Origin of the sequence: Planctomicrobium limosum, from assembly GCF_051465645.1 — a bacterium.
Classification (GTDB): Bacteria; Planctomycetota; Planctomycetia; order Planctomycetales; family Planctomycetaceae; genus Planctomicrobium.
Genome location: NZ_CP195790.1, coordinates 1,303,582 through 1,324,756, shown reverse-complemented (window position 1 = coordinate 1,324,756; position 21,175 = coordinate 1,303,582). Strand labels below are relative to the sequence as shown.

Sequence of the window (21,175 nt, the reverse complement as noted above, 5' to 3'; positions counted from 1 at the left end):
CCTCTCGGTTGCTTTTGAAGCAGGTTTTTCCTGATTCCAGTGGGATGCCCCTCTGCAATTGGGCCCCTCCATTGACTTGCTGTTCCGGAAAATGAATCAAAAACGACTTGTGTCAGGGTAGAGTTCGTTGGGGCAGAAGGATTACTATTCTCAAGTGGCGAATGAGTGCAACTCCTTGATGTCTTTGGAAATGAGTCTACATGACTACGATCCCGTAGCATCTATGGACTTCGAGGGGATGCCTTGGAACTTGTCGTCGTTTGAATGAGGAAATTTTTGATGCGGTCGACGGTATTCCTGGCATTCGGACTTCTCGGGACGACATTACTCGTTGGTCTTGTGAGTCTGGCAGCTGATCAGGTTGTGGTGTCTGATCCTGAGATCGAAGCACGATTTCGACAGGTCGTTCAACCGTTCTTCGCCAAGCACTGCGTCGATTGTCACGGTGAGCTTGAAGCGGAAGGAGGTTTGAATCTCAGCAAGTTTGAGAATTCAACGACTCTCGCAGGGAGTCTCGACATCTTGCAGCTGGTGATGGAGCAGGTTGAAACTTCATCGATGCCTCCCCCACAAATTGAAACGCAGCCTGAGGCGGAGACTGTTGCGGCGGTTGTGAAATGGATCAAGGATTTTCGAAAGCAGGAAGCAACGAAGAATTCAGGTGACCCCGGGATCGTGGCTGCCCGTCGTCTGAGTAATGCAGAGTATGATAACTCGATTCGGGATCTGACCGGCGTTGATCTGAAGCCGACGAAAGAGTTTCCTGTTGACCCTGCGAATAAGGAGGGGTTCGACAACACCGCCGAATCGCTTGCAATGTCACCTGCGCTCGTCAAGAAATATCTTGATGCCGCGAGGTACGTTTCTGACCATCTGGTCCTGAAGCCGGATGGCTTCACGTTTGCTCCGTATAACGTGCTGGCTGATACCGACCGTGATCGCTATAGCGTCAACCGGATCGTTGACTTTTATCTGAAACAACGGGTTGATTACACGGACTATTTTCTGGCACTGTGGCGACATCAGCATCGTCAATCATTGGGCAAACCGCAGCTGACGCTGGCCGAGATCGCGCATCAGGACGGGCTCAGTCTGAAGTATCTCACGACAGTCGATTCCGTCCTGAACGGGAAGCAGGAAGAGACTGGTCCAATTGCTGTGCTTCAAGCAATTTGGCGCACATTGCCAGAGCCGGGCAACGCTGGAGCCGACACGGCGCGTCAGGCCTGTCAAGAAATGGCGGAGCTTGTACTTGCTCTCCGTGCTCAGCTCGTTCCAGAGATCGAAAACTTGACAGCTCCCAGAATCGGTAAGGGGTCTCAGCCGTTTGTGATGTGGAAAAATCGACGGATGGCCGCGAATCGAATGCGGTATTCGTCGAATTCGGCTGCAATCAAGATGGATGAACTCAAGCTTTCAGATGATTTGAAACAGGTTCTGAAGGCTCCTGAATCCGAGGGAGATCAGGCCGCTTATGAAGAGAGTTTTCATCGCTTTTGCGGGGTCTTCCCTGATCAGTTCTATGTCAAAGAGCGGGCTCGGTTTTATCTGGATAACGGAGATAAAGGGAACAAGGGGCGATTGCTCAGTGCCGGGTTTCACAGCATGACCGGCTTCTTTCGCGATGATGGTCCGCTTTATGAACTGGTGCTCGATGAATCCCAACAGAAAGAGTTAGACCAGCTGTGGGATGAATTCTACTTCGTGACGACTTCCCCAGTGCGGCAATACGCAAGCTATTTGTGGTATGAGCGCGCTGAGAACGGATACATCCAGGGGGACTCAAGATTCGACTTCGTGCGAGCAGAATCCAAGGATGCGATCTCCGAAGTGAATATGAGTCGCTTCGCGGCGGCATACCTGGAGAAAGCGACGGAAGTCAAAGCGAGTGACCTGGCATATCAGGCAATTGAAGAGCAATTTCAGGTCTTTGCACAGACCGTTCGAGAATTTGAGAAGAGTCGACGTGACGCTGAGCCTGCGCATCTTGAGCGATTGAAGCAGTTCGCTGAGCAGGCATTTCGTCGCCCGTTAACTGAGGTCGAGCGAGATGGCATTGTTCAGTTCTACCGTCAGTTGCATGATCTGGACGGCTTGAGTCATGAGGACGCAATCCGCGATTCATTGGTCGGGATCCTCATGTCCCCTCATTTCTGTTATCGAGTTGATCTTCCCGGTGAAGGAAAGCAGGTCCTTCCACTTTCAAACATTGATCTCGCAAACCGACTCAGTTATTTCCTCTGGGCCAGTATGCCAGATCGGGAACTGCTGGATCTGGCGACAGCAGGTGAGTTGCAGAAGCCGACTGTCTTAGCACAACAGGCCAGACGCATGCTGAAGGATGATCGGGTGCGTGGACTGGCGACCGAGTTCTGTGGGAACTGGCTCGATTTTCGTCGTTTCGAAGGACATAACAGTGTCGATCGCGAACGTTTTCCAATGTTCGATGACACGTTGCGCCGGTCCATGTTTGAAGAACCAATCCAGTTCTTTCTGGATGTCGCAAAGAACGAACGGCCTGTCACTGAGTTCATCGAAGGGAAACACACCTTCGTGAATGCATCTCTCGCCAAACACTACGGCATCACGATCCAGAGTCAGAATCCAGCGGAATGGGTTCGAGTTGAAGACGCGATTTCGTCAGGGCGAGGGGGATTGCTGCCGATGGCGGTCTTCATGACACAGAACTCCCCGGGACTGCGCACGAGCCCCGTCAAACGCGGCTATTGGGTTGTGAAACGATTGCTGGGAGAGAACTTCCAGCTCCGCCTCCAGACGTACCAGATTTGCCTGAAGATGAGACGAAATTGGGCGACTTGACGTTGCGGGAAGTCTTGAGTCGTCACCGCGCCGATAAGGCCTGTTCCGGCTGCCATGAGCGGATTGACAGTTTTGGATTGGCCTTTGAGGCCTATGGACCTGTTGGAGAGTATCGTACCCTTGATCTGGGAGGCCGTCCGGTGGAAACTCAGGTCACATACCCAGGTGGTTCTGAAGGCGAGGGCCTGAATGGTCTCCGCGAATATCTGATTGCATCACGTCAGGACGACTTCAACGAAAATCTGTGTCGAAAGCTTCTCGCCTACGGACTGGGGCGGACGCTACTTCCGACAGACGATGCAACAATCATGAAAATGACTGAAAAAATTGATTCGAATGAAGGACGACTTGGCGATCTGGTCGAAGTCATCGTTACGAGTCCGCAATTCTTGAACAAACGCGTCACCAACGTTCAGACAGAGGATTGAATCTCCATGAGCCAATACAACAAAGCGGCGAACGATCCCTTGAACGATCGACATGGTGTGAGTCGTCGGACATTCCTGCAGGGTGTCGGTGTCACTTTAGGTTTGCCTTGGTTGGAATCGATTTCCGCCTTGGCAGGTCAGTCGACTTCAGCAGGGGCAGCCGCATTTCCGAAGCGCTATGCCGCCATGTTCATGGGTTGTGGCGTCAACCCGGATCAATGGTTCGCCAGCGGTTCCGGAAGTGAGATGGAACTCGGTCGCTGCCTTGAGCCGTTGAGTCCTCATCGTTCGAAGATCAACGTCATTCAGGGGCTTTTCAATAAGCAGGCAACAGGCGTCGGAATCCACCCTGGCCAGACAGGTAACATTCTTTCGGGAGCTGCACTGCAGAAAGGTTCCGAGCTGAAGGGGGGAATCAGCGTCGACCAGTTGCTTGCCAGGCATTTGGGTGAAGAGACTGTTCAGCCAAGCATGGTGTTGGGGTGCGAGCAGCCGATCACCGGCTATCACGAGACCAACTTCTCGATGGCCTATAGCTCACATATCTCCTGGCAGAGTGCGACATCGCCTGTCCCAATGGAGGTTTATCCCTCACTGGCGTTCGACGCGCTGTTTGAAAATCGTGGCAGTGAGCGAAATAAGAGCATTCTCGATCGGGTGCGAGAAGACACTTCGAGTTTGACTCGTCGGGTGAGTGTGGGAGACCGCGCCAAACTCGATGAATACCTCACCAGTGTCCGCGAGGTTGAACGCCGCATTACTCCAATGCGAAAAGAGAAAGACGCTGGAGACGCGCGAGCCAATAAGGCCGGGCAGGCGGCTTTAACGATGCCGCGACCTGAGAACGGGCTTCCGGAAGATGTTCGTGATCACATGCGTTTGATGTGTGATCTGATTGCATTGGGGTTCCAGACGGATAAAACCCGAATCGCTTCACTCTTACTTTGCCGCGATATTTCCGGGTTGTTCTATCCATTCCTTGACGTTCGCGCAGCTCATCACGGTGCATCTCACGATGATAAGTCTGAAGCCTATGAACGGGTGACGCAGTATTACGTCAGTCAATTTGCGTACCTGATTTCACGTCTCGACGCGATGCCGGAAGGGGAAGGGACTGTTCTCGATCATACCTGTCTGCAGTTTGTGAACAGTATGTTCTCTGGATCGCGCCACGATGCGAGTAAGGTTCCACTTTTGCTGGCAGGCGGACTAGAGCATTTTGCAAATTGATCTCCACATGATGTGTCGAATTTGGGAGAGTGTGTCGCGTCATGGAGGACCATTATGTCGAATGCACTCTCCGTCGATTTGCGGCGTCGGATACTGGAAGCGATTGACCAGGGTGTCAGTCAGTCTCAGGTGGCTCGCACGTATCGGGTCGACCGGAAAACAGTTTGGAGCCTAATTCACCATCGTCAGAAAACCGGATCTCTCGAACCGATCCGTGCTGGAGTGGGGCGAAAATCCAAAGTCGCCCATCGTCAAGCGGACATCAGGCAGGCCATTGCAGACAATTCCAGCCTGACGTTGCAGTCCCTGATTGATCAGTTAGGGTTGGCCATCTCTGTTTCAGCATTGAGTCGCACCTTGCGTCGTTGGGGAATCCGGCTCAAAAAAAGTTCTGCACGCCTCAGAACAGCAACGTCCTGACGTGAAAGAGAAGCGTCGCTGGTGGGGGATTCTGGTTCGCCCCAAGCCCCAGCAGAGGCTCATCTTTCTCGATGAAACCGGGGCCAACACGAAGATGGCCCGACTTTACGGTTGGGGGAACAAGTCGGAACGTGTCCGCAGTCAGGTGCCACATGGGCACTGGAAAACGATCACATTCATTGCCGCACTCCGCTGCACCGGCGTGACGGCCCCCATGGTGCTGGATGGCCCCATGAATCGGGAATCATTTCTGGCGTACATCCAGCAGTGTCTGGTTCCGACATTGAATCGCAAAGAGATTGTGGTGCTGGACAATCTCCCTTGTCACAAACAGCCAGAAGTCATTCAAGCCATTGAAGCGGTCGGGGCCAGCGTCTTTTATCTGCCGCCTTATTCACCGGATTTCAATCCGATTGAGAAAGCGTTCTCGAAGCTGAAAGCACTCCTCCGCAAATTCGCCGAACGGACCATTGAGAACCTCTGGAAGCGAATCGGAGCCCTCATCGAAACCTTCACTCCCAATGAATGCCGAAACTATTTCCTGAGTTGCGGATACAGGGGAAGTTAAAATGCAAATTGCTCTAGGTGGAACGATCGAAACCGGTCGGGTTCTGGATTACACCGACAAAGGAGACGAGAACCGCAAGTTGTGCAGTCTCTATCTGTCGATCATGGACCGGATGGGGGTGAAGGTCGGCGAATTTGGTGACGCCACAGAGAGACTTGCAGGTTTCTAGACGGTTGAATCTTTCATCTCGGGCGACAGAGCATCTTCCAAAAGAGCTTTCAGATCGAGATCTCTGAAAAGTGACGAAGCCGCCGTTTCATGTGCTGAAACGGCGGCTTCTGTTTCTTTAATTCACTGTTGGCGCCTTAGTGGCGTCGGTTCTTGTAGCGTCGACTGACATCTGACAGGAATTGACGTTCTTCATCGGTGAGGCTGGATTCTCCATGTTCGAGAATCTTCTCCAGCAGGCGGTCCAGACGGGCCTCAATTGCAGGTGGGATCGTATTGTCGACCTCTTCGTCATCGTTATCGATTGCAGGATTCAGCACTTTCAGGTTCGGACGCTTCTTGAATGGGTTCTTCATCGCTGATTTGCGACGAGAATGGAACCAGCTCAGGATTTCCCAGCGATTTCTTGCGTAGAGAACACCAAAGAGCATTCCTCCCAAGTGAGCAGCGTGGGCGATATTCCCGCCTGCTCCGCGGCCAGAGAGTTGTTGGATCATCGGGAAAATGTCTGACGCAGCAGCCAGCAGGGCGAGGATCCCGACCGGAATTGGGAGAATTCCCCAGATGTACCAGCGGGTTGTCGGCCAATACATCGCATACAGGATCATCACGGAGATTGCTGCTCCGGATGCACCGATTGCAACTCCTGGTGAGTCCATGAACATCCCCCAGGCCATGAATACGATCCCGGAGAAGATCCCGGCCAGAAGGTAGAACGCCAGAAACTCTTTTTTCCCCAATGCGGCCTCAACTCGACCACCCGCGACCCACAAAAGCAGCATGTTGAACAGCAGGTGAAAAGGGAGATCGCTCGAAGCGTCATGCAGGAAGTCATACGTCGTCAGACGCCAGATCTGCCCATACAATACGGCAGACGTGTTGAGCGCGAAAAACGATTCAAGTATGTTCGGGAACATGACCTGCAGCACGAAGATGACGATGTTGAGTACAATCAGCGTCTTCACGGCCGTCCAGCCATGAATGCCCGATCCGCGATACGTCGGTCCGTTCGACATGTATTCGCGATATTCAATCCCCATGATCCCGGTGCCTTCCAGAGACAGTTTCAACTCGAACTTCGGCTGACCAAATATTACAGCGTACCTTCAGGGCTACAATTCCCCAATCTCATTTGTTCATTTCCATTTTGGCTCCTCTCGCTCGCAGTGAACGGAAGGAACATGCTGTTAAAGCTGAAAAAACCGTCGTCGGTTTGAGAGATTCTTGTGGTGGTCGATCAAATCTGGCCCGATTCTTACCTGCATCGGGGAGTCTGCTCACTGGCGTCGACCCAAGTCGGTGATTGCGCCGAGAGAGGCAGTCGATGGCAATTTTGCCTTAAGTTGTAGCCTTCATAACGATTGTATCGTGAATGGAAAGCTGGAGAAAACAGCGATTCCTTGCAGTTGACTTGCCATGCGTGGCCAAGGTCGGGATGATCTTGGAGCAATCCCATTCCCGTCGTCCATCATTCGTTGTTAGTGCATTCGCAGGATAGGGTTTATGAGTCAGGCCTCTCCCAAGGAAACCCCGTGTCCCGATTGCGGTGAAATGGTCCGCGTTAACTCGCTGCGCTGTTGGAATTGCGGCGCGTTCATGAATACGGAGGTCGAGCAACGCTTTATTGCGATGCAGTCCAGTCCGCGGCCCATTATCTTCAGTGAAGTCCCTGAAGGTGAGATGCAATCTGCTGGTGATTTCGACGACAGCGACGATGACGACGATTTCCAGTTGAAAACACCGATTGCGAGGGAAATTCCAACTCCTGCACAGTTGCAATCGACAGCAGAACAGGCCATTCCAGTTGTGCCTCAGGAGACGGCCGCTCCGGCTGATGCTCCGATCAAGATCAAAGAAGAGCCAAAAGACGAGATCCCTGCGCCAGCGGAAGAGGCTCCCAAAGCTGAACGGCGCCCACAACAGGATTCCGGAGTCGCACATTCGGTTGCAACCGGGGGTGACGCACTGCTGGATATCGCCATTCAGGAAGAACGTGAAGTTCGAAAGCGATCAAAAGGGCGAAAAGTCCTTGGTGGCCTGCGAACTCCCGGCGGCGGACTCATTATTTTCTGCCCGTACGGCTGCCGTGTCGAAGTCAAAGAGACCCATCGCGGAATGACGGGGCGCTGTCCGAGTTGTCAGGCGCCGTTTATTGTTCCAATCGACCCTCCGATCTTCAAAAAGCAGAAGGCGGATGGAGCTGCGGAAGCGGGGACCGCAGCTGGAACGACTGCGGCAGAGAAGTTTGCTACCTGGTTAAACGACTTGCATTTGCACCTTGTTGATCCTTCCAAGTTGAAGCTCAAAGCTGACAGCCTGATGAAGGAGTTTACCGAAGTCGACGTTGCGTTCTCTCCAGACGTGCTTCTGGTCGCTTCACTCGTCAAAAAGGGAGGGGGACTCTTCTCCAAAGGTGGCGAAAAGAAGGAAGATGTCCGAGTGGCACTTCAGGCCTACCTCGCCGAGAACAAAGCGATTGAAGAAGCTCCGACAGGCGAGAAGCATTTGTTTGCCGCTCACGATGCGCCGCAGATTAAGGTGGTGCAGCCAGCTTCAAGTCGTGCCAACTCCATCTTTCACGGGATTCCGGTTTTCGGAACAAACCGTATTGCTGTCCAGCTTCCGCTCAACGAGAAGACAGAGCATCCGTTCTATCTGTCGATGGGGATTACGGAATTCTGGAAGTTTGCCAAAGGAATGGAAGACGTCTACGGCATCACCGGATTGGGAGATGACCTCGGTTTACCAATGGCACCACGCTCCGATGTGACTAAGTGTCATTACACCGATGCTCCAATCAAGGCGTTGTTAGACATCGATCTCTATCGAGCCGATCCAACGGTTCAGCTTGAGGTCGCAGGCTATCAGTGCGGAGCCTGTAAAATGACTGTCAGCGAAGCCGGTCGCAAGAAAGAAAACCTTGGCGGAAAATCCCCGAAGGGAATCGCCAAAGCCAAATGTCCAAAATGCGGAAGCAAGATGGGCGAGAATCTGCTCTATTCGTTCAAGGAAGACGTTGTCGATCCATCACTGGCTTCTTCGACGTAATTTCTCGAACCAATGTTGATATGCAAACTGGCGTTCGCAGTCTCGTACTACGAACGCCAGTTTTGTTTTGAGCAACAGGCCGTTGAGTTCTCGTAGCGTCAACCAAGCCGAGTAAGTTGCTTTGATACGTTCCCTGATGTTGTTTTATGCTCTGTGGAGAGCCGCTGTGATCGCATCGACATCATAGACACATCCGCCCCAGGTTCCGCCGCTGAGTTGCTGTAGCAGCGCCCAAAGTCGAGTCTCTGCCGGCAGATTCGGGTCCGCATGCAATTCGACAGCAGGAGTGCGTGTCGCGAGAATTGCTGCCCCTTCTTCAGAGGAGACCGGCTCTTCGGTCGTCCCTACAAAGTTGATTGAGCCCTTTAAATTGCGGCAGTCAATCTCAATGGAAATTTGATCGCCATCACGGAGTTTCCCAATCGGGCCACCAGCGAGTGCTTCCGGCCCAACATGGCCGATGCAGGCGCCTGTTGAAACACCGGAGAATCGCGCGTCTGTAATGACGGCGACCTGTTTTCCCCACGGGATGAACTTCAATGCCGAGGTGATCTGATAGGTTTCCTCCATGCCTGATCCGAGCGGCCCGCGACAGATCAGAACCAGAATATCCCCAGGCTGAATCGGCTTTCCTTCTCGTCCTTTGATCGCTGCAATTGCGGCTCGTTCGGTTGTGAAGACTCTGGCCGGACCCTTCTTTCGGAAGACACCGTCCGCATCGATAACGCTCGGATCAATTGCGGTGCTCTTGATGACTGACCCTTCAGGGGCAATATTCCCGATCGGGAACGTCACCGTACTGGTCAATCCTCGGGCCTTCGCCTTTTCCGGAGCCATAATGACATCATCCGGATCAATGTTGTCATGACGTTTGAGAGCTTCGCGGAATCGGATGCGCCGTTTACTCGATTCCCATTCTTCAAGAACGTCTCCGAGTGGTCGACCAGTAGGTGTCAGCGCGTTCAGCTTCAGTAAGTTTAACGAGCGAAGATGCAACATGACTTCCGGAACGCCTCCGGCAAGAAAAACTCGCACTGTCGGGTGCCCGACAGGTCCGTTCGGCAGCACGTCCACAATTCGCGGGGTCATGCGATTGATGTGATTCCAATCGTCGACCGTTGGACGTTTCATTCCTGCTTCAAAAGCCACAGCGGGAATATGGAGCAGCAGATTTGTTGAGCCTCCAAATGCGGCATGGACCACCATGGCATTGTGCAATGCATCCGGCGTCAGAATGTCCTGAATGGTTGTCTTCGAGCGGATCATGTCGACCACAGCCTGAGCCGACCGGACCGCCGCCTCTGTCCAGACTGGCTGACCGGATGGGGCCAAGGCCGTATGCGGCAGCGACAATCCCAAAGCCTCGGCAACAACTTGTGCCGTTGCTGCTGTGCCTAAGAACTGGCATCCTCCACCGGGTGTTCCACATGCACGACATCCCATGTCGGCTGCGTGCCGGAGATCGATCTCGCCATGCGCGAATCGGGCTCCGATGGTTTGTACTTTACCGGCGTCTTCACCCTGTGTTGGGGGAAGCGTGACACCACCGGGGACGATGACGCAGGGAAGGGAATGTTGTGCTGCGACAGCCATCATCATTGCTGGCAACCCTTTATCACAGGTTGCGACTCCGATGACCCCTTTCCGTAAAGGTAATGAACGAATCAGACGCTTCAGTACGACTGCCGCGTCGTTTCGATAGGCCAAGCTATCCATCATTGCGGTCGTTCCCTGAGAACGACCATCGCAGGGATCTGACACGTATCCAGCAAACGGCAGGCATTCGAGTCTGTTGAGCTCATCAGCGGCCGCTCTCATCAGCAAGCCGACTTCCCAGTGACCAGTGTGATAGCCCAACGCAATAGGGTGCCCGTCTTCGGCACGGATGCCTCCCATTGTGCTGAGAATCAGAACCTGATCCCGGAGCAACTGTTGTGGGTCCCAGCCCATGCCGGCTGATTGTGTCATGCCAAACAGGTCGCCACTGGGAGAATCGAGCAGCATTGATTCCGTCAGCGGCAACGAACCTGCTGGCCCGGATGCGTTTGTCTGGAGATCAAAAAGTCCAGGAAATGAAGAATCGAACAGTGGCGAAGTTGCAGACATTGATTCCCCGGCGCGTTAGCTCGAAAACTGGCATCAGATCAGGATGAAATCAGTCGCTTAATCTGGACTCTCATCCCAGAAAAATCATGCAATATACTCAGCTTCTGTGTGAGCAAGAACACACCATCAGCTGGAGACTCGTAGCATCGGTCTCACCAGCAAGTTTACACAAGATGCGAATGGCGCTGCAGCAGGATTCAACTGCAATCAAAATGAGACGAGCTTCATTCGCTGGAAGCCTCATTTGGCCAGACATTGCAAAGCCTGTCGAACGCGTTCTGAATGAACTCCGACGAGCGAGGCGCGGTCCATGATAATGACCTTCACTCAGATACGCTCGAACGATCCCTTGACACTTTCAGGTTTCAGGAGGTGGCAGGAAGGGTTCGGTTACTTCTTCTTGTTATCGTCTTCGTCGTCAAAGAGTTCAAAGTTGAAGTCGTCATCGAGTCCACCGCCGCCTGCTTCGATTGGATCGGCGTCATCGTTCGTCTCGAATTCGCTGGTCATATTGTCCAGGAAATCGTCCTCTCCGAATTGAGCCGATTCCGCGAGTGCATCGCCAGTTGCGAATTCTTCCGTCGCAAAGCTGCCTGCTGAATCCGACTCAAACTCATCGGTTTCAAATGTGGCAGTGCCTGCGTCGAAATCTTCTTCTGCTTCGAAGTGATCATCAGTTTGGAACTCAGCAGTCTCCCCGAACTGCTCAGAGTCATTCCCGAACCCGAACTGGTCATCTTCGCCGAACGATCCTGCCGCAGCCCCTCCGCCTACTGCTCCAGCGCCAGCAGTTGCGAGAGCTGCATTCTTGCGCGATGGGATGTTGCGGCCGCGATACATCACGAGAATGTAAAGTGGCATCAGCCCGGCAACGAGCGCTGCGAGCATCACCAGACCCATCACAACCTGAAATGCGGTTGGGATCGCCCCCATGTGATTCGACATCGCCAGAACCAGAATCGCAAACAATGCCACTCCGGGAACAGCAGCAACCAGCGAAGCACTGGCAAGTCCAAGTTTTCCCACGGCCTGATCCCCTCAAGCAGATCAACTGAATAATTGCTTTTCTGATTCCGGAAACAGATTTCAATCGACCTGACAGGTGCAGACAAGTTGGCGGCCTGCGATGGCAGTGGTGAAATTTCATTCCACCGGTCGAGATTGAAGGAAGTGGTTAAACAAACCGTTCCGGAGACTCTTGCGTTCCCTTAACTTTAACGTCGGCGACCTACTTGACGCAATTTCTCATCGTACAACTCTCCGCAATCCATCACAGGATCGTAATTGGAACCGGTAAAGATGGAACCATTCTGACGATCAGGCGGAGGATTGTTACTTTTATGAGTTTAGCAGCTTCATACGTCATTCGGTTCACAGAATCGCCATAACTGTTACCAGCTGCGCAACATCATCTCGCAGGGCAATCCGCCACTCGTTAAGATTCGTTCTGGAACTGCCATCCGTGACTGCGTGGAGCCTGAACGTGTCGAATGTTGCCTCAAATACTGTGTCCCAGCCTGTCGCCATTGTTCTCGCCGCTGGAAAAAGTAAGCGGATGCAGTCCGAGCTACCCAAAGTTCTGCACCCGGCCTGCGGGCGCCCCATCGTCGAATACGTGCTGGATGCCGCTCGTGGGGCAGGGGCCGGACGAATTGTTCTTGTGGTCGGGCACAAAGCGGAACAGGTTCAAGCGGCTCTGCAGCACCACGAGGATGTCAGTTTCGCTCTGCAAACCGAGCAGCTCGGGACCGGGCATGCCGTAATGTGTGCTCATGACCAGTTGACAGGTCACACGGGAGCGGTGTTGATCCTCGCGGGAGATACGCCGTTATTGAAGGGCGAATCCTTGGGCGAACTGCTCGACACTCTGCGTCGAGAGAAGGCCGCCTGTGTCGTTGGGACCGCTCGAACTGAAAACAATTTCGGGCTCGGGCGGATTGTCCGCGACGAAGACGGCAACTTTCTGAGAATCGTCGAACAACGCGATGCATCTCCGGAAGAACAACAGATCACCGAGATCAATACAGGCTGCTTTGCTTTTGATGGCCCAGCTCTGTTCGAAGCTTTGAGTCTGGTTCGTCCGGAGAACTCGCAAGGGGAGTATTACCTCACTGATTGTGCAGAAATCCTTCGCAAGCTCGGGCGTAAAGTCGTCGCTGCCTGTACGCTGGATATTCAGGAGGCGATGGGGATCAACACTCAAGAACAGTTGGCAGAAGTCGAAGAAGTCATGCAAAAGAACGCCCAATAGCATCCATTCTAGGATGCCAGTCGCTTGAGTGACCGCCTTTGAATTTGAAATGATCTCATGACGTTAAACACGCCGCCGTCTTCGGCTGGTCTCTTTGGAATTGATCCTGCTGTAACTCCATTGGAGACAATTGCGACCCTTGTCTCGCAGGAACTGGAAGAAGCTGCGGCAGACATCACGCATCCTTGGGCGACCGTCAGTATGGCGACGGTCACTCCCCATGGACCGCGACAGCGAATTGTCATTCTTCGGGGAATGAACCGATCTCCGCTACAAATGTTTGCCCATACGGATCGTCGTTCCCCAAAGTTCACGCAAATCCGGAATCAGCCGGGGTTCAGTCTGCTTTGTTACGCACCGGGCCGCCGTGTTCAGCTGGTAGCGAATGGAACCGCTAAGGTCCACATGGACGGCGAATTGCTTGAGAAGCATTGGGCCGCGACGCCAGCAGAACGGCATCGAAATTACGTTGGAGTCAAGGCCCCGAGTACGCCCTCGCGAACACCAAGCACCAACTTGCCTGAGTTCGCTGACTCGGCGAACCACAGTGAAGAACTTGCTCAATTGAGTTTGAAGCAGTTCGCGGTCATTGAATTCAACATCGAATTTTACGAAGTGCTCTGGCTCCGCCGTAGCGGCAACCTTCGCGCTGGATTTTGGAAGCTCGGAGATCAATGGCAAAATTCCTGGCTGGAGCCGTAATGCCGCATTTCATCGACGGCGATTGTGGTTGAGAACAGGTGACGTCGAATTCTGCGCAATTTTTCTTCCAGCGTGATCATTCGCTTGCCAGTTGCCTTTCAGATCAGTAGAGTCTGCAATCTCTCAGCGAGGGTTCGGTTTAATTCTGAATCCAGCAGAGAATTTGACCTAAGGTCGCGTAGCTCAGTTGGTTAGAGCACCTGTCTTACACACAGGAAGTCACAGGTTCGAGTCCTGTCGCGACCACTCTCTTTCCCTCTTTTCTCAGGGAAATAACACACTTTCCGCTGCTCTTGCGGGATTTCTTCACCCCCTCTGTATCTCTGTTCACGTCGGTTCCTTCGTTTTCCGTCCTATTCTGACGTGCAAAATGATGTGCTTTTAAAGCATTTGTGAAGTCGGATTCCGTCACAGTCAAATAGTGTCGCGCCGCAACCGTTGGGCTATTACCGATCCAGGCGCAGACGACATGAATCGGGTGTTCGGCTGCCAGTTCCGTTTCCCGGCTTGCCCGCAGGTTGTGGAACACTTTTGGCCAGGGTTCCAAGCCTGCACGTCGGATGATCTTGTGAAGTTGCGTTCTCAGGTTCGCTTCGGTTGATCGGTAGCGGGTGATGACTGAACCCGATTTGAGTTGAGACTCGTCGAAAGCTGCCTGCAAGTAGGGAAGCAATTCCGGGAAGATCGGAACGACTCGGCTTTCCTTTCCTTCGTGGTGCTCTGTCTTAGGTGACCGAACCGTGAACCGACCGGCCTTCCAATCCACATCTTCCCATTTCAGGCTGAGATGTTCGGAAGGACACCGCAGACCACCGTATCGGCTCAATGCAAACAGCAATCGCCATTGAGTATCAGGGCAGGCTTGAAGGATTGTTTCGGCGTCTTCTCTGCTTAGAAAGTAGTCTCGGCTTCTGTTCTCCTTTGTGGTGCGGGGAATGTCTTTGTGAGTGAACGGATTGACGGCCACCAGCTTTCGATCTGCTGCATCTGCAAAGAATTGAGCCGCCACGCTGCACATTTTGCGGACTGTGTTTTCCTGTAAACCTGTTCCCGGTGTCTTCTGGTTTCCTTCCCTTAGCATCCAGTGGCGGAAGTCCTTCGCTTCACCGACACCAATCGATTGCAGGCTTGTGGATTCCCCAAAGCAGGCCACCAACAATCGACGACACCGCTTCCAGACGGTTTTTGTGGCTGGCTTGGTTCCTGAATGCCGCTCGATGTAAGAATGCGTGAAATCGGCAATGGTTGCTTTAGGTTGCGGCTTCTCAGGCTGTGCAATCAATCCGTGTTTGTAGAGCTTCTGCCGCATCGCATCACCGCAATTGGCAACCCATGCTGCTGTTTCGTCTGTCAGGGCTGTGCGCGACTTCAGGGATGAAAGCAACTGCTCCAGGTGTCGTTTGATGCTGCCCGCTGCCTTAGCGGTCATCTTGCCGGGGTAGAACGACTGCCGTTTACCGTCTGCGTTCACGTACAAAATTTGCCAGCCGCTGCGATGCTTTGTCAGCGATGCCATTGAGTACCTTTTTGGCTTTGTGTTTGTGATCAAAGAAACCCGGCGACCGGCCATGTTTTGCGGCCATGACCGGCCACCGGAGAATATCCCGCGTGCTTCTACGATTGTTCGGCGTCGGGCTGGGGATCTAGCTGAGCGAGTAGCCACGCTTTCGCACGGCGTGCGTATTCGTAGGTTGTCGATTTGGGCAAGTTCAGGTGCAATTTGATCTCTGGGAACGTGAGTCCCTGAATCCGCAGTTGAATGATTTCCCGCTGTGTTTCGTCGGGCAATTCGTCAACCAGCTTCAAGACCTTCGACAACTCGTCAGAGAGTTCGACTCGCTGCGTTTCAGGAAAAGCGACATCTACCAAGAGTCGGATAGCCCCCAGGTCCTGGGCTCTTTTAATCCGCCTTTTGAGGCGGTTCCTGTCTCTAAAGAAGTTAATGCACAGCCATTTCAACTTCTTGATTGACCGCACGTGGGCAATGGCGGACGCGTCGCTCTCAAAATCACCTCGCATGTAGGTTTCATACATGCTCGACAATGCTCTGGAAACGATGTCTTCCGCGTCGTGATGGTTACCCACGATCTGGTAGCATTTGAACTGCAAGAGTCGACGATATCTCGGTGAGAAAATTCCCTCGGCATACCTGTCCGCCCCTACATTCCGACCGGCTTGTGGACCGGTGTAAGAAATCTTTCGGATTGGACCTTGCTGAGTTGCAGTGACCATGTACACTATTCCTTAGCTGGCCTGTTGTGCGTCGCCAAACAAAACAACAGGTTGGGTTAGTTTCGAGCCAGTAGCCTTCAAGCTGCTGGCTTTTCTACATTGTAGGGTCGTGTTGCCATCAGGGACTGAACGCCATCAAGCTGCGTGTTGAGTCGCTCAACCCACTCCGGCAGTGTTCTTGACCGTTTGGAGTCGCAACAACTCTGGCAGGACAGAACCACATTCTTTGCGACCGTCTCGCCTCCGTGCGACAGTGGGATAATGTGGCTGAGTCGTGTGCTGGAGTTCGACAGCTTGTACTTGCAGAACGTGCATAGCACTTCGCCATCGTTTGCAGCCTTTGCTTCGCCCCGCAATTGAGCCTTCAGAATCGATCGATTGATGTGACGCTCAATCTCTTCAGGCGTCAGTTCGTCGTGGCAGACCTTCATTCGAGAGCCTTTCAAAAGAAAAACCCTGAGCATCCGGGGACAAGCCGAATGGTCAGGGTGTAGAACCGGAGCAGAAAGCCCGGAGATTCAAGATTTCATCCTTCAGGAGTTCTTGTCCAACTCGCTGTGGGTGAGTGAAATGTTAGCAATGGCTATCAGTGATTGCAATGGCTATCCATGGTGAATTTTAGTGTTTTTCTGATATCAGGCAACTTGCTCTAAAGTTCTGGCGTATGCAGACTGGTGCGATGGCTAGGAAATCAGCAAAACAAACAGTTAATCGAACTGGGATTCAATACGGCGTTCGCTGTAGTGATGAGGATTCTGCACTATTTGAGCGTGCGTCAGACATTGAAGGCTTTGCATCGGTTCAACAATGGCTGCTGACGATGGGCCGCAAACGCGCCCGCCAAATCATCGCGTCGGCGGAATCCGGAGCCGGAGTCCGCATTAGTGAAACGGTGATCGTGCCGGACGAGGGCGGGAAGTGAACAGAAACAAATTTAGCAAGGGCCAGTAGCGTGAAACTTTCGGACGCGGAACGATGGATACTCTTAAATCAATACAAGATTCTTGACGCAATCACCGGGGCTGAATCAGTCGAGTCTCGAACCTGCAAGGAAATCCTTTCAGGCGGGTATGGGATCCACTACGACAAGGTCTCAGAACTTCATCACGACGTACTTTCCGAAGATGATTGCTGGGAGGTACTGCACATACTTGAAATGTTTCGGGTGATAGACAGTAGCATCAAGAAAGAAAATGTTGACGTTACTGAATTAAAGTACCTGAAGTTCCAAGGATTTGACGGAAATGAAGAGCCGCGGCAACTGAATTACGCAGACTTTTATTGCAACAGGTTCTTTGATAGTCCGAAATATATCGAACTCAGGGATAATTGTGTCAACAGCCACTCTCCACGTCTGGGCGTCTATCGGAGAATGCTGGAGGTGTATGAAACCGTTAAGCCTGATTTCGCCTCAGCGTTTACTGTCACAAAGGACGCTCTAGCTCAGATCAATGCTGCTGCAGTTCACCCCGACCAAAGGTAACCCATCGCTGTGGGCAGCATCTCTCAGGCCTACCGGCTTGACTTCATTATGGTCCTGCACATGCGCAGGACCACTTTTTCTAGTGCTGATTCTGGTGCGGCTTCAACCTCCCGCAGATCTGCGGAAGGTCTCTTGTCTGATCGGTTCGACTTCCAGATCAAGGTGCACCGGTGCACTTTGATCCTGGGCTGACCGGTTCGACCTCGATCGTGGGCGACCTAGGTTGAATCTTCCTCACCGGAGTGTGCCGGTGCACTCCGGTTTGATTGTTGGATTTCAGAACGAAAGGGCAGATCTGCCCTTTCGTTTCCAAACATCACCCCTGAGCCTCCATAATCTCATCCATCTTCTCAACCAGGTGATAGAACTCCGTCATCGGAATCGACAACCGGGCCGATTTGTCGCCGTCGATCACGTGCAACTGGCACCAGTCCGGGCTGGGGAGGCTGATATCGACTGTGACGGCCTTTTTCTTGCCCGACGTCTGTTTGTCGCGACCGACGAAATTGCTGAAGAATCCCTGACATTGTGCCATTGTTGAGCCTTTCTGAAGTGATTCAAAAATGAACCCCGACCAGTTTGAAGGCTGATCGGGGTTTCTTTTTTTTCTGAAGCCTGCAATATCACTACGCTGTGATACAGGTGCTCTTTAGGCCGCCTTCCTCATGAACGGAAGGACCGGAGAAGCAGGCCGGTCGCTCGCACCGATGTGAATGAACTCAATCTCTTGGCGGCATTCTAGATTCTCGACTATGCAACGCCTGTGACATTGGGTCCAGTCTTGACAGAAGCACATCAGACAGCATGCAGAGCGTCCGATTAAATCCTCAATAGCCCGGAGCGACTCAAGGGCAGGTGGAGTCTCTAGGTGAGCGTGAACCCCTTTGAAGAAAATTCGGTAATCCCGATCTTCACGAACTTGATGACGCAATGCCATCGGGGAACCTAGTGCCCGAAAATGTGAGTATAATATTCCGCCCTTTTCTAAGTGAGACTGCAGGGCTTTCTTAGAGAATCCCGGCTTTCTACTCACCGGAAGTTCCCTTAGGTCGATTAAGTGTGTGACATTGTTTTTCTGTAAAATCTTAATGAAGTCATCAATTTTCAATCCGCCGTAGCCAACTGTGTAAACGCGTTTCACCAGAACAGCCTCCTTTCTCTTCTAATGCTCGTTGGGAGATGATACAGGGCTGAAATCATCCAGTGACCAAACCTGCTGTGAGTCCCCAGAATTGCAAACACCGATCGGCTATCGTTAAAGATGCTTTTTCGAACAGTGTTGGCCACGGACTCTAAAGCCTCCAGTTCCGTCTTTCCGTCTCTAATTCGACTGCGGTAACCTGCGTAGTAACTCCATGCTAATACTTTTCCGTCGAATTCTCTCCCTGTGCTTTTCTCTCGATACTTCAACCTGTACTGCCAGGGAATGACGTCTGACAGCCCCTTCATTTGTCCGCCTTTCGCGAACAAGTCTCCCTGATGAATTACCCTGAGCTGGCTCGCTGACCACTCTTTCAGGTCAGGCTTCCAGTAAAGTTCCAGTGGTTCAATTTCCACGCATCCGTTTGTGAGCCCTCGGCTTTCCATTTCCTCAGTGCTGGCAAATACGGCCTTGCTCATCCACTGCCATCTCTCAGATTCATTCTCTTTAGTGCTGCCAATTTTTTTGATAGGAGTTCCAGGAATGAAGTGCCAACTCTCTGGCCGCTTGTCCCGTGTGGTCCGATACGCCCTGACCTGAATAATGTCCCAACGCTCATACTGCTCCTCTGAATTCAAAAAGCGAAAAGGGACAGGATACAGTCGGACAAACTCGCCGTTTCTTTGAACTCCTCCAGTGCAAACTGTTTCGACGTATTTTTCACTCACTGCAGGATAGGTCTTGCAGTTAACCATCAATTCAATAGTTGCCTCTGAGCCCGCAATTTTTGACATTGATCTCTCCAATGACATTTATTGATCATTCGAGTTGCCCTGATCTTATCTTCAGAATTGCGTGTTCTAGGCAATTATTGGCGATTTGGACAATGACACTTCCTCTGCCAACTTCATCAGCAGGCAGAGGAAGAGCAAAACCCACAAACCTATTACGCCACCCCAGGAAGGCCAGCAAAGGCCATTTTGTGCGTGATCTCGTGCTCTGTGTAATGCACAGTTGAAGGCGTTGGCGCCTCGATCCAAACACCATCCTCGTCGAGCATCACTGGGACCGAAGTCCGCTGCGGCTTTAAGTCTGGATCTTCCGCCAGTGCGTCATCACTCGGCTTGATATAGATGTCGCGTAGCTCGCCCCCTGCCGTGACTTTTTCACGATATCCCATCGACAACAAAGACAGGTCGAAGCCATCTTCATCGATCTCGTAAACAATCGTCAGGGGAACAAACGAAATGCCGTTTCGCTCCTGAACATCAGGGATGTCGATGCCAGTGATCTGCACTGTTTCAGGGTCGCAAGGGATGCCACGGATCGTGATTGAGTCACTATTCACGGCCTCGGCGTAGCTAGTTAAGGCGACCGGCACGCTGGCAACATTCTTGGTGCAAGCGTGCGTCCAAAGGATCTTCTTCCGCATTGGCTTCGGGTCGTGATCGTCTCCAGCCGAATTTAAGATTGCATTGCCGTGGATATCCGTTTCGGCGACAACCATTTCAGTGCGAAATGATGATCGCCATTGAATCGGATCATCAAGCGGGTTTTCGGCCTGCACCTGAACTTGCTGTTCGGTCTTTGTCGCCTCGTACTGATTGCTGGTGTAGTTGACTGATGCCCGCAACAAGTAGTAGCCGTCGCGATTCTGCCCTTTTGCACCGCTCGAAACATCGATTGTGTTGACGAACAATCCAGGCTTTGTTGGATGGGGAGCACCGCGACCGCCAAAATAGGCGTAGACAGCATCAACTGCCGTGTCTAACCGGTCCTCCTCTGGCACGGAAACATGCAAAAGATAGCTTTGATTGCGTGTCTCAGACTGCCCCAGACTGCCGCCAAAATCAATTTCCGGGCCTGCGTGTATTACAGTAGCCATATTTAGAGCCTCCAAAGTGAGGGTTGATAGAAAGGAAACCAGCCGCCCACTGGAGACGGCTGGAAGGGAGAGAGACCGGATAGGAATTAGCCAACCAGTGCATTGCGAACGCTGGTCAAAGCTGCCTGAATCGACTCGCAGCAGGTTCGATTAGTCCGCTGGATCTCGTAATTCGTCGCACGTCCAAGCAGGTGAGCATTTCGGGCCTTCGCTTCAAGGAATCGCGGATGGTTATTGATCATGCCCCGATTCCATTGACCGGCAACTTTGTTATGTTCGGCAAAGGGCTGATAGCCAATCTTCTCCAAGTCGGAGACAATCGACGCGTCAATCGCTGCCAGGGAACCATTTACCTGGTCGTGTGCTTCCTGTGCAGTTTCAAGCTCGCTATCGATGTAGTCAGCGAGGAGTGTGTTGCGAAACTTCAGTTCCCTCTGGAGCAAACGGAACGTCGCCTCTTTTGCCAGACGTCCAGCCGACATCTGATCGACAGTCAGGTCTTCCACTGGGATTGCCTTAACGGCGGACAGATCGGCGTCAATCCGCTCTCGCTCGGCGAGAATCTCGGCAATCTCCGTGTTGCAAGCCTTTCTGGCCGCAATCAGTTCTGGTGTGTCAAAAGTTGTCGCTTCAATTGGGTCGAGAATGGTGAATTCAATAGACATAAGAATCGCTTTCGGAAAGTGTGTTTAA

General features: G+C 52.5%; 19 protein-coding genes, 1 tRNA gene and 2 pseudogenes. 11 read left to right on the top strand and 11 right to left on the bottom strand.

What is annotated here, in order from left to right; genetic code table 11:
- Positions 1-264: 264 nt before the first annotated feature.
- From SH527x_RS04880 to SH527x_RS04860, 5 genes and pseudogenes are all read left to right on the top strand, one after another.
- Positions 265-2,879, top strand: a pseudogene (locus tag SH527x_RS04880) (DUF1592 domain-containing protein); the annotation flags it as partial.
- An 81-nt stretch (positions 2,880-2,960) separates the two neighbouring features.
- Positions 2,961-3,248: a DUF1585 domain-containing protein gene (locus SH527x_RS04875; RefSeq protein WP_437194587.1), complete on the top strand. Its 288-nt coding sequence runs from the start codon at positions 2,961-2,963 to the stop codon at positions 3,246-3,248.
- A 6-nt stretch (positions 3,249-3,254) separates the two neighbouring features.
- Positions 3,255-4,478, top strand: a complete 1,224-nt coding sequence (locus tag SH527x_RS04870) for a DUF1552 domain-containing protein (RefSeq protein ID WP_437193525.1) — start codon at positions 3,255-3,257, stop codon at positions 4,476-4,478.
- A 54-nt stretch (positions 4,479-4,532) separates the two neighbouring features.
- Positions 4,533-5,466 (top strand): IS630 family transposase gene (locus SH527x_RS04865; protein ID WP_437191016.1). Its coding sequence is split into 2 segments (ribosomal slippage): positions 4,533-4,871 and positions 4,873-5,466, totalling 933 coding nucleotides; the frame shifts between segments, so codons are not numbered across the junction.
- Positions 5,467-5,479: 13 nt separating this feature from the next.
- Positions 5,480-5,635, top strand: a pseudogene (locus tag SH527x_RS04860) (DUF1552 domain-containing protein); the annotation flags it as partial.
- A 136-nt stretch (positions 5,636-5,771) separates the two neighbouring features.
- Here SH527x_RS04860 and SH527x_RS04855 read toward each other — a convergent pair.
- Positions 5,772-6,704, bottom strand: a complete 933-nt coding sequence (locus SH527x_RS04855; RefSeq protein WP_437193524.1) for a rhomboid family intramembrane serine protease — start codon at positions 6,702-6,704, stop codon at positions 5,772-5,774.
- A gap of 526 nt (positions 6,705-7,230) precedes the next feature.
- On the opposite strand from SH527x_RS04855, the gene SH527x_RS04850 reads away from it, so the two are divergent.
- Positions 7,231-8,682: a hypothetical protein gene (locus tag SH527x_RS04850; RefSeq protein ID WP_437193523.1), complete on the top strand. Its 1,452-nt coding sequence runs from the start codon at positions 7,231-7,233 to the stop codon at positions 8,680-8,682.
- 144 nt (positions 8,683-8,826) lie between these two features.
- On the opposite strand, the gene SH527x_RS04845 is transcribed toward SH527x_RS04850, so the two are convergent.
- Together SH527x_RS04845 and SH527x_RS04840 are read right to left on the bottom strand one after the other, a co-directional pair.
- Positions 8,827-10,788 (bottom strand): YjhG/YagF family D-xylonate dehydratase, encoded by a 1,962-nt coding sequence (locus SH527x_RS04845; protein ID WP_437193522.1) that lies wholly within the window; start codon positions 10,786-10,788, stop codon positions 8,827-8,829.
- Between the two features lie 390 nt (positions 10,789-11,178).
- Entirely contained in the window at positions 11,179-11,814 is a 636-nt protein-coding gene (locus SH527x_RS04840; RefSeq protein WP_437193521.1) for a hypothetical protein, read from the bottom strand.
- A gap of 457 nt (positions 11,815-12,271) precedes the next feature.
- Here SH527x_RS04840 and SH527x_RS04835 point away from each other — a divergent pair, with 457 nt between their 5' ends.
- The 3 genes from SH527x_RS04835 to SH527x_RS04825 all read left to right on the top strand — a co-directional run bounded on the left by SH527x_RS04835 (position 12,272) and on the right by SH527x_RS04825 (position 13,987).
- The gene (locus tag SH527x_RS04835) at positions 12,272-13,039 is read left to right on the top strand and encodes an NTP transferase domain-containing protein (protein ID WP_437193520.1); all 768 of its coding nucleotides are present in this window, start codon (positions 12,272-12,274) and stop codon (positions 13,037-13,039) included.
- 57 nt (positions 13,040-13,096) lie between these two features.
- Entirely contained in the window at positions 13,097-13,741 is a 645-nt protein-coding gene (locus tag SH527x_RS04830) for a hypothetical protein (protein ID WP_437193519.1), read from the top strand.
- Positions 13,742-13,913: 172 nt separating this feature from the next.
- A tRNA-Val gene (locus SH527x_RS04825) sits at positions 13,914-13,987 on the top strand.
- On the opposite strand, the gene SH527x_RS04820 is transcribed toward SH527x_RS04825, so the two are convergent.
- The 3 genes from SH527x_RS04820 to SH527x_RS04810 all read right to left on the bottom strand — a co-directional run bounded on the left by SH527x_RS04820 (position 13,947) and on the right by SH527x_RS04810 (position 16,404).
- Positions 13,947-15,050: a tyrosine-type recombinase/integrase gene (locus SH527x_RS04820; RefSeq protein WP_437194586.1), complete on the bottom strand. Its 1,104-nt coding sequence runs from the start codon at positions 15,048-15,050 to the stop codon at positions 13,947-13,949. The two genes, SH527x_RS04825 and SH527x_RS04820, sit on opposite strands and share 41 nt — an antisense overlap.
- Positions 15,051-15,355: 305 nt before the next feature.
- A complete protein-coding gene (locus SH527x_RS04815) occupies positions 15,356-15,973 on the bottom strand; it encodes an RNA polymerase sigma factor (RefSeq protein WP_437193518.1) in 618 nt (205 codons plus the stop codon).
- 77 nt (positions 15,974-16,050) lie between these two features.
- A complete protein-coding gene (locus tag SH527x_RS04810) occupies positions 16,051-16,404 on the bottom strand; it encodes an HNH endonuclease (RefSeq protein ID WP_437193517.1) in 354 nt (117 codons plus the stop codon).
- 233 nt (positions 16,405-16,637) lie between these two features.
- Between SH527x_RS04810 and SH527x_RS04805 the strand changes: the two genes are divergently transcribed.
- Both SH527x_RS04805 and SH527x_RS04800 read left to right on the top strand, forming a co-directional pair.
- Complete coding sequence (locus SH527x_RS04805; protein ID WP_437193516.1) at positions 16,638-16,895, top strand: type II toxin -antitoxin system TacA 1-like antitoxin; 258 nt, start codon at positions 16,638-16,640, stop codon at positions 16,893-16,895.
- A gap of 30 nt (positions 16,896-16,925) precedes the next feature.
- Positions 16,926-17,456, top strand: a complete 531-nt coding sequence (locus SH527x_RS04800) for a YfbU family protein (RefSeq protein WP_437193515.1) — start codon at positions 16,926-16,928, stop codon at positions 17,454-17,456.
- Between the two features lie 316 nt (positions 17,457-17,772).
- Here the strand turns inward: SH527x_RS04800 and SH527x_RS04795 are convergent, their stop codons facing one another.
- The 5 genes from SH527x_RS04795 to SH527x_RS04775 form a co-directional block, all read right to left on the bottom strand.
- Positions 17,773-17,991, bottom strand: coding sequence for a hypothetical protein (locus SH527x_RS04795; protein ID WP_437193514.1), 219 nt, complete (start codon positions 17,989-17,991; stop codon positions 17,773-17,775).
- Positions 17,992-18,105: 114 nt separating this feature from the next.
- Positions 18,106-18,597 carry a DUF488 domain-containing protein gene (locus SH527x_RS04790; protein WP_437193513.1) on the bottom strand — a complete coding sequence of 164 codons (492 nt, stop codon included), beginning with the start codon at positions 18,595-18,597 and terminating at the stop codon, positions 18,106-18,108.
- Complete coding sequence (locus SH527x_RS04785) at positions 18,594-19,391, bottom strand: hypothetical protein (protein WP_437193512.1); 798 nt, start codon at positions 19,389-19,391, stop codon at positions 18,594-18,596. The genes SH527x_RS04790 and SH527x_RS04785 overlap by 4 nt, the downstream gene beginning before the upstream one ends.
- A 152-nt stretch (positions 19,392-19,543) precedes the next feature.
- On the bottom strand, positions 19,544-20,482 hold the full coding sequence (locus tag SH527x_RS04780; protein WP_437193511.1) for a hypothetical protein: 939 nt from the start codon (positions 20,480-20,482) through the stop codon (positions 19,544-19,546).
- A gap of 86 nt (positions 20,483-20,568) precedes the next feature.
- On the bottom strand, positions 20,569-21,147 hold the full coding sequence (locus SH527x_RS04775) for a hypothetical protein (protein WP_437193510.1): 579 nt from the start codon (positions 21,145-21,147) through the stop codon (positions 20,569-20,571).
- Positions 21,148-21,175 lie beyond the last annotated feature (28 nt).

What these genes read in the sequence shown, in the direction of transcription:
- SH527x_RS04780 (WP_437193511.1), bottom strand. Translation starts at nt 20,482, where the DNA reads ATGGCTACTGTAATACACGCAGGCCCGGAAATTGATTTTGGCGGCAGT.
- SH527x_RS04815 (WP_437193518.1), bottom strand. Translation starts at nt 15,973, where the DNA reads ATGGTCACTGCAACTCAGCAAGGTCCAATCCGAAAGATTTCTTACACC.
- SH527x_RS04775 (WP_437193510.1), bottom strand. Translation starts at nt 21,147, where the DNA reads ATGTCTATTGAATTCACCATTCTCGACCCAATTGAAGCGACAACTTTT.
- SH527x_RS04810 (WP_437193517.1), bottom strand. Translation starts at nt 16,404, where the DNA reads ATGAAGGTCTGCCACGACGAACTGACGCCTGAAGAGATTGAGCGTCAC.
- SH527x_RS04795 (WP_437193514.1), bottom strand. Translation starts at nt 17,991, where the DNA reads ATGGCACAATGTCAGGGATTCTTCAGCAATTTCGTCGGTCGCGACAAA.
- SH527x_RS04820 (WP_437194586.1), bottom strand. Translation starts at nt 15,050, where the DNA reads ATGCGGCAGAAGCTCTACAAACACGGATTGATTGCACAGCCTGAGAAG.
- SH527x_RS04830 (WP_437193519.1), top strand. Translation starts at nt 13,097, where the DNA reads ATGACGTTAAACACGCCGCCGTCTTCGGCTGGTCTCTTTGGAATTGAT.
- SH527x_RS04845 (WP_437193522.1), bottom strand. Translation starts at nt 10,788, where the DNA reads ATGTCTGCAACTTCGCCACTGTTCGATTCTTCATTTCCTGGACTTTTT.
- SH527x_RS04850 (WP_437193523.1), top strand. Translation starts at nt 7,231, where the DNA reads ATGAATACGGAGGTCGAGCAACGCTTTATTGCGATGCAGTCCAGTCCG.
- SH527x_RS04870 (WP_437193525.1), top strand. Translation starts at nt 3,255, where the DNA reads ATGAGCCAATACAACAAAGCGGCGAACGATCCCTTGAACGATCGACAT.
- SH527x_RS04785 (WP_437193512.1), bottom strand. Translation starts at nt 19,391, where the DNA reads ATGTCAAAAATTGCGGGCTCAGAGGCAACTATTGAATTGATGGTTAAC.
- SH527x_RS04805 (WP_437193516.1), top strand. Translation starts at nt 16,638, where the DNA reads ATGCAGACTGGTGCGATGGCTAGGAAATCAGCAAAACAAACAGTTAAT.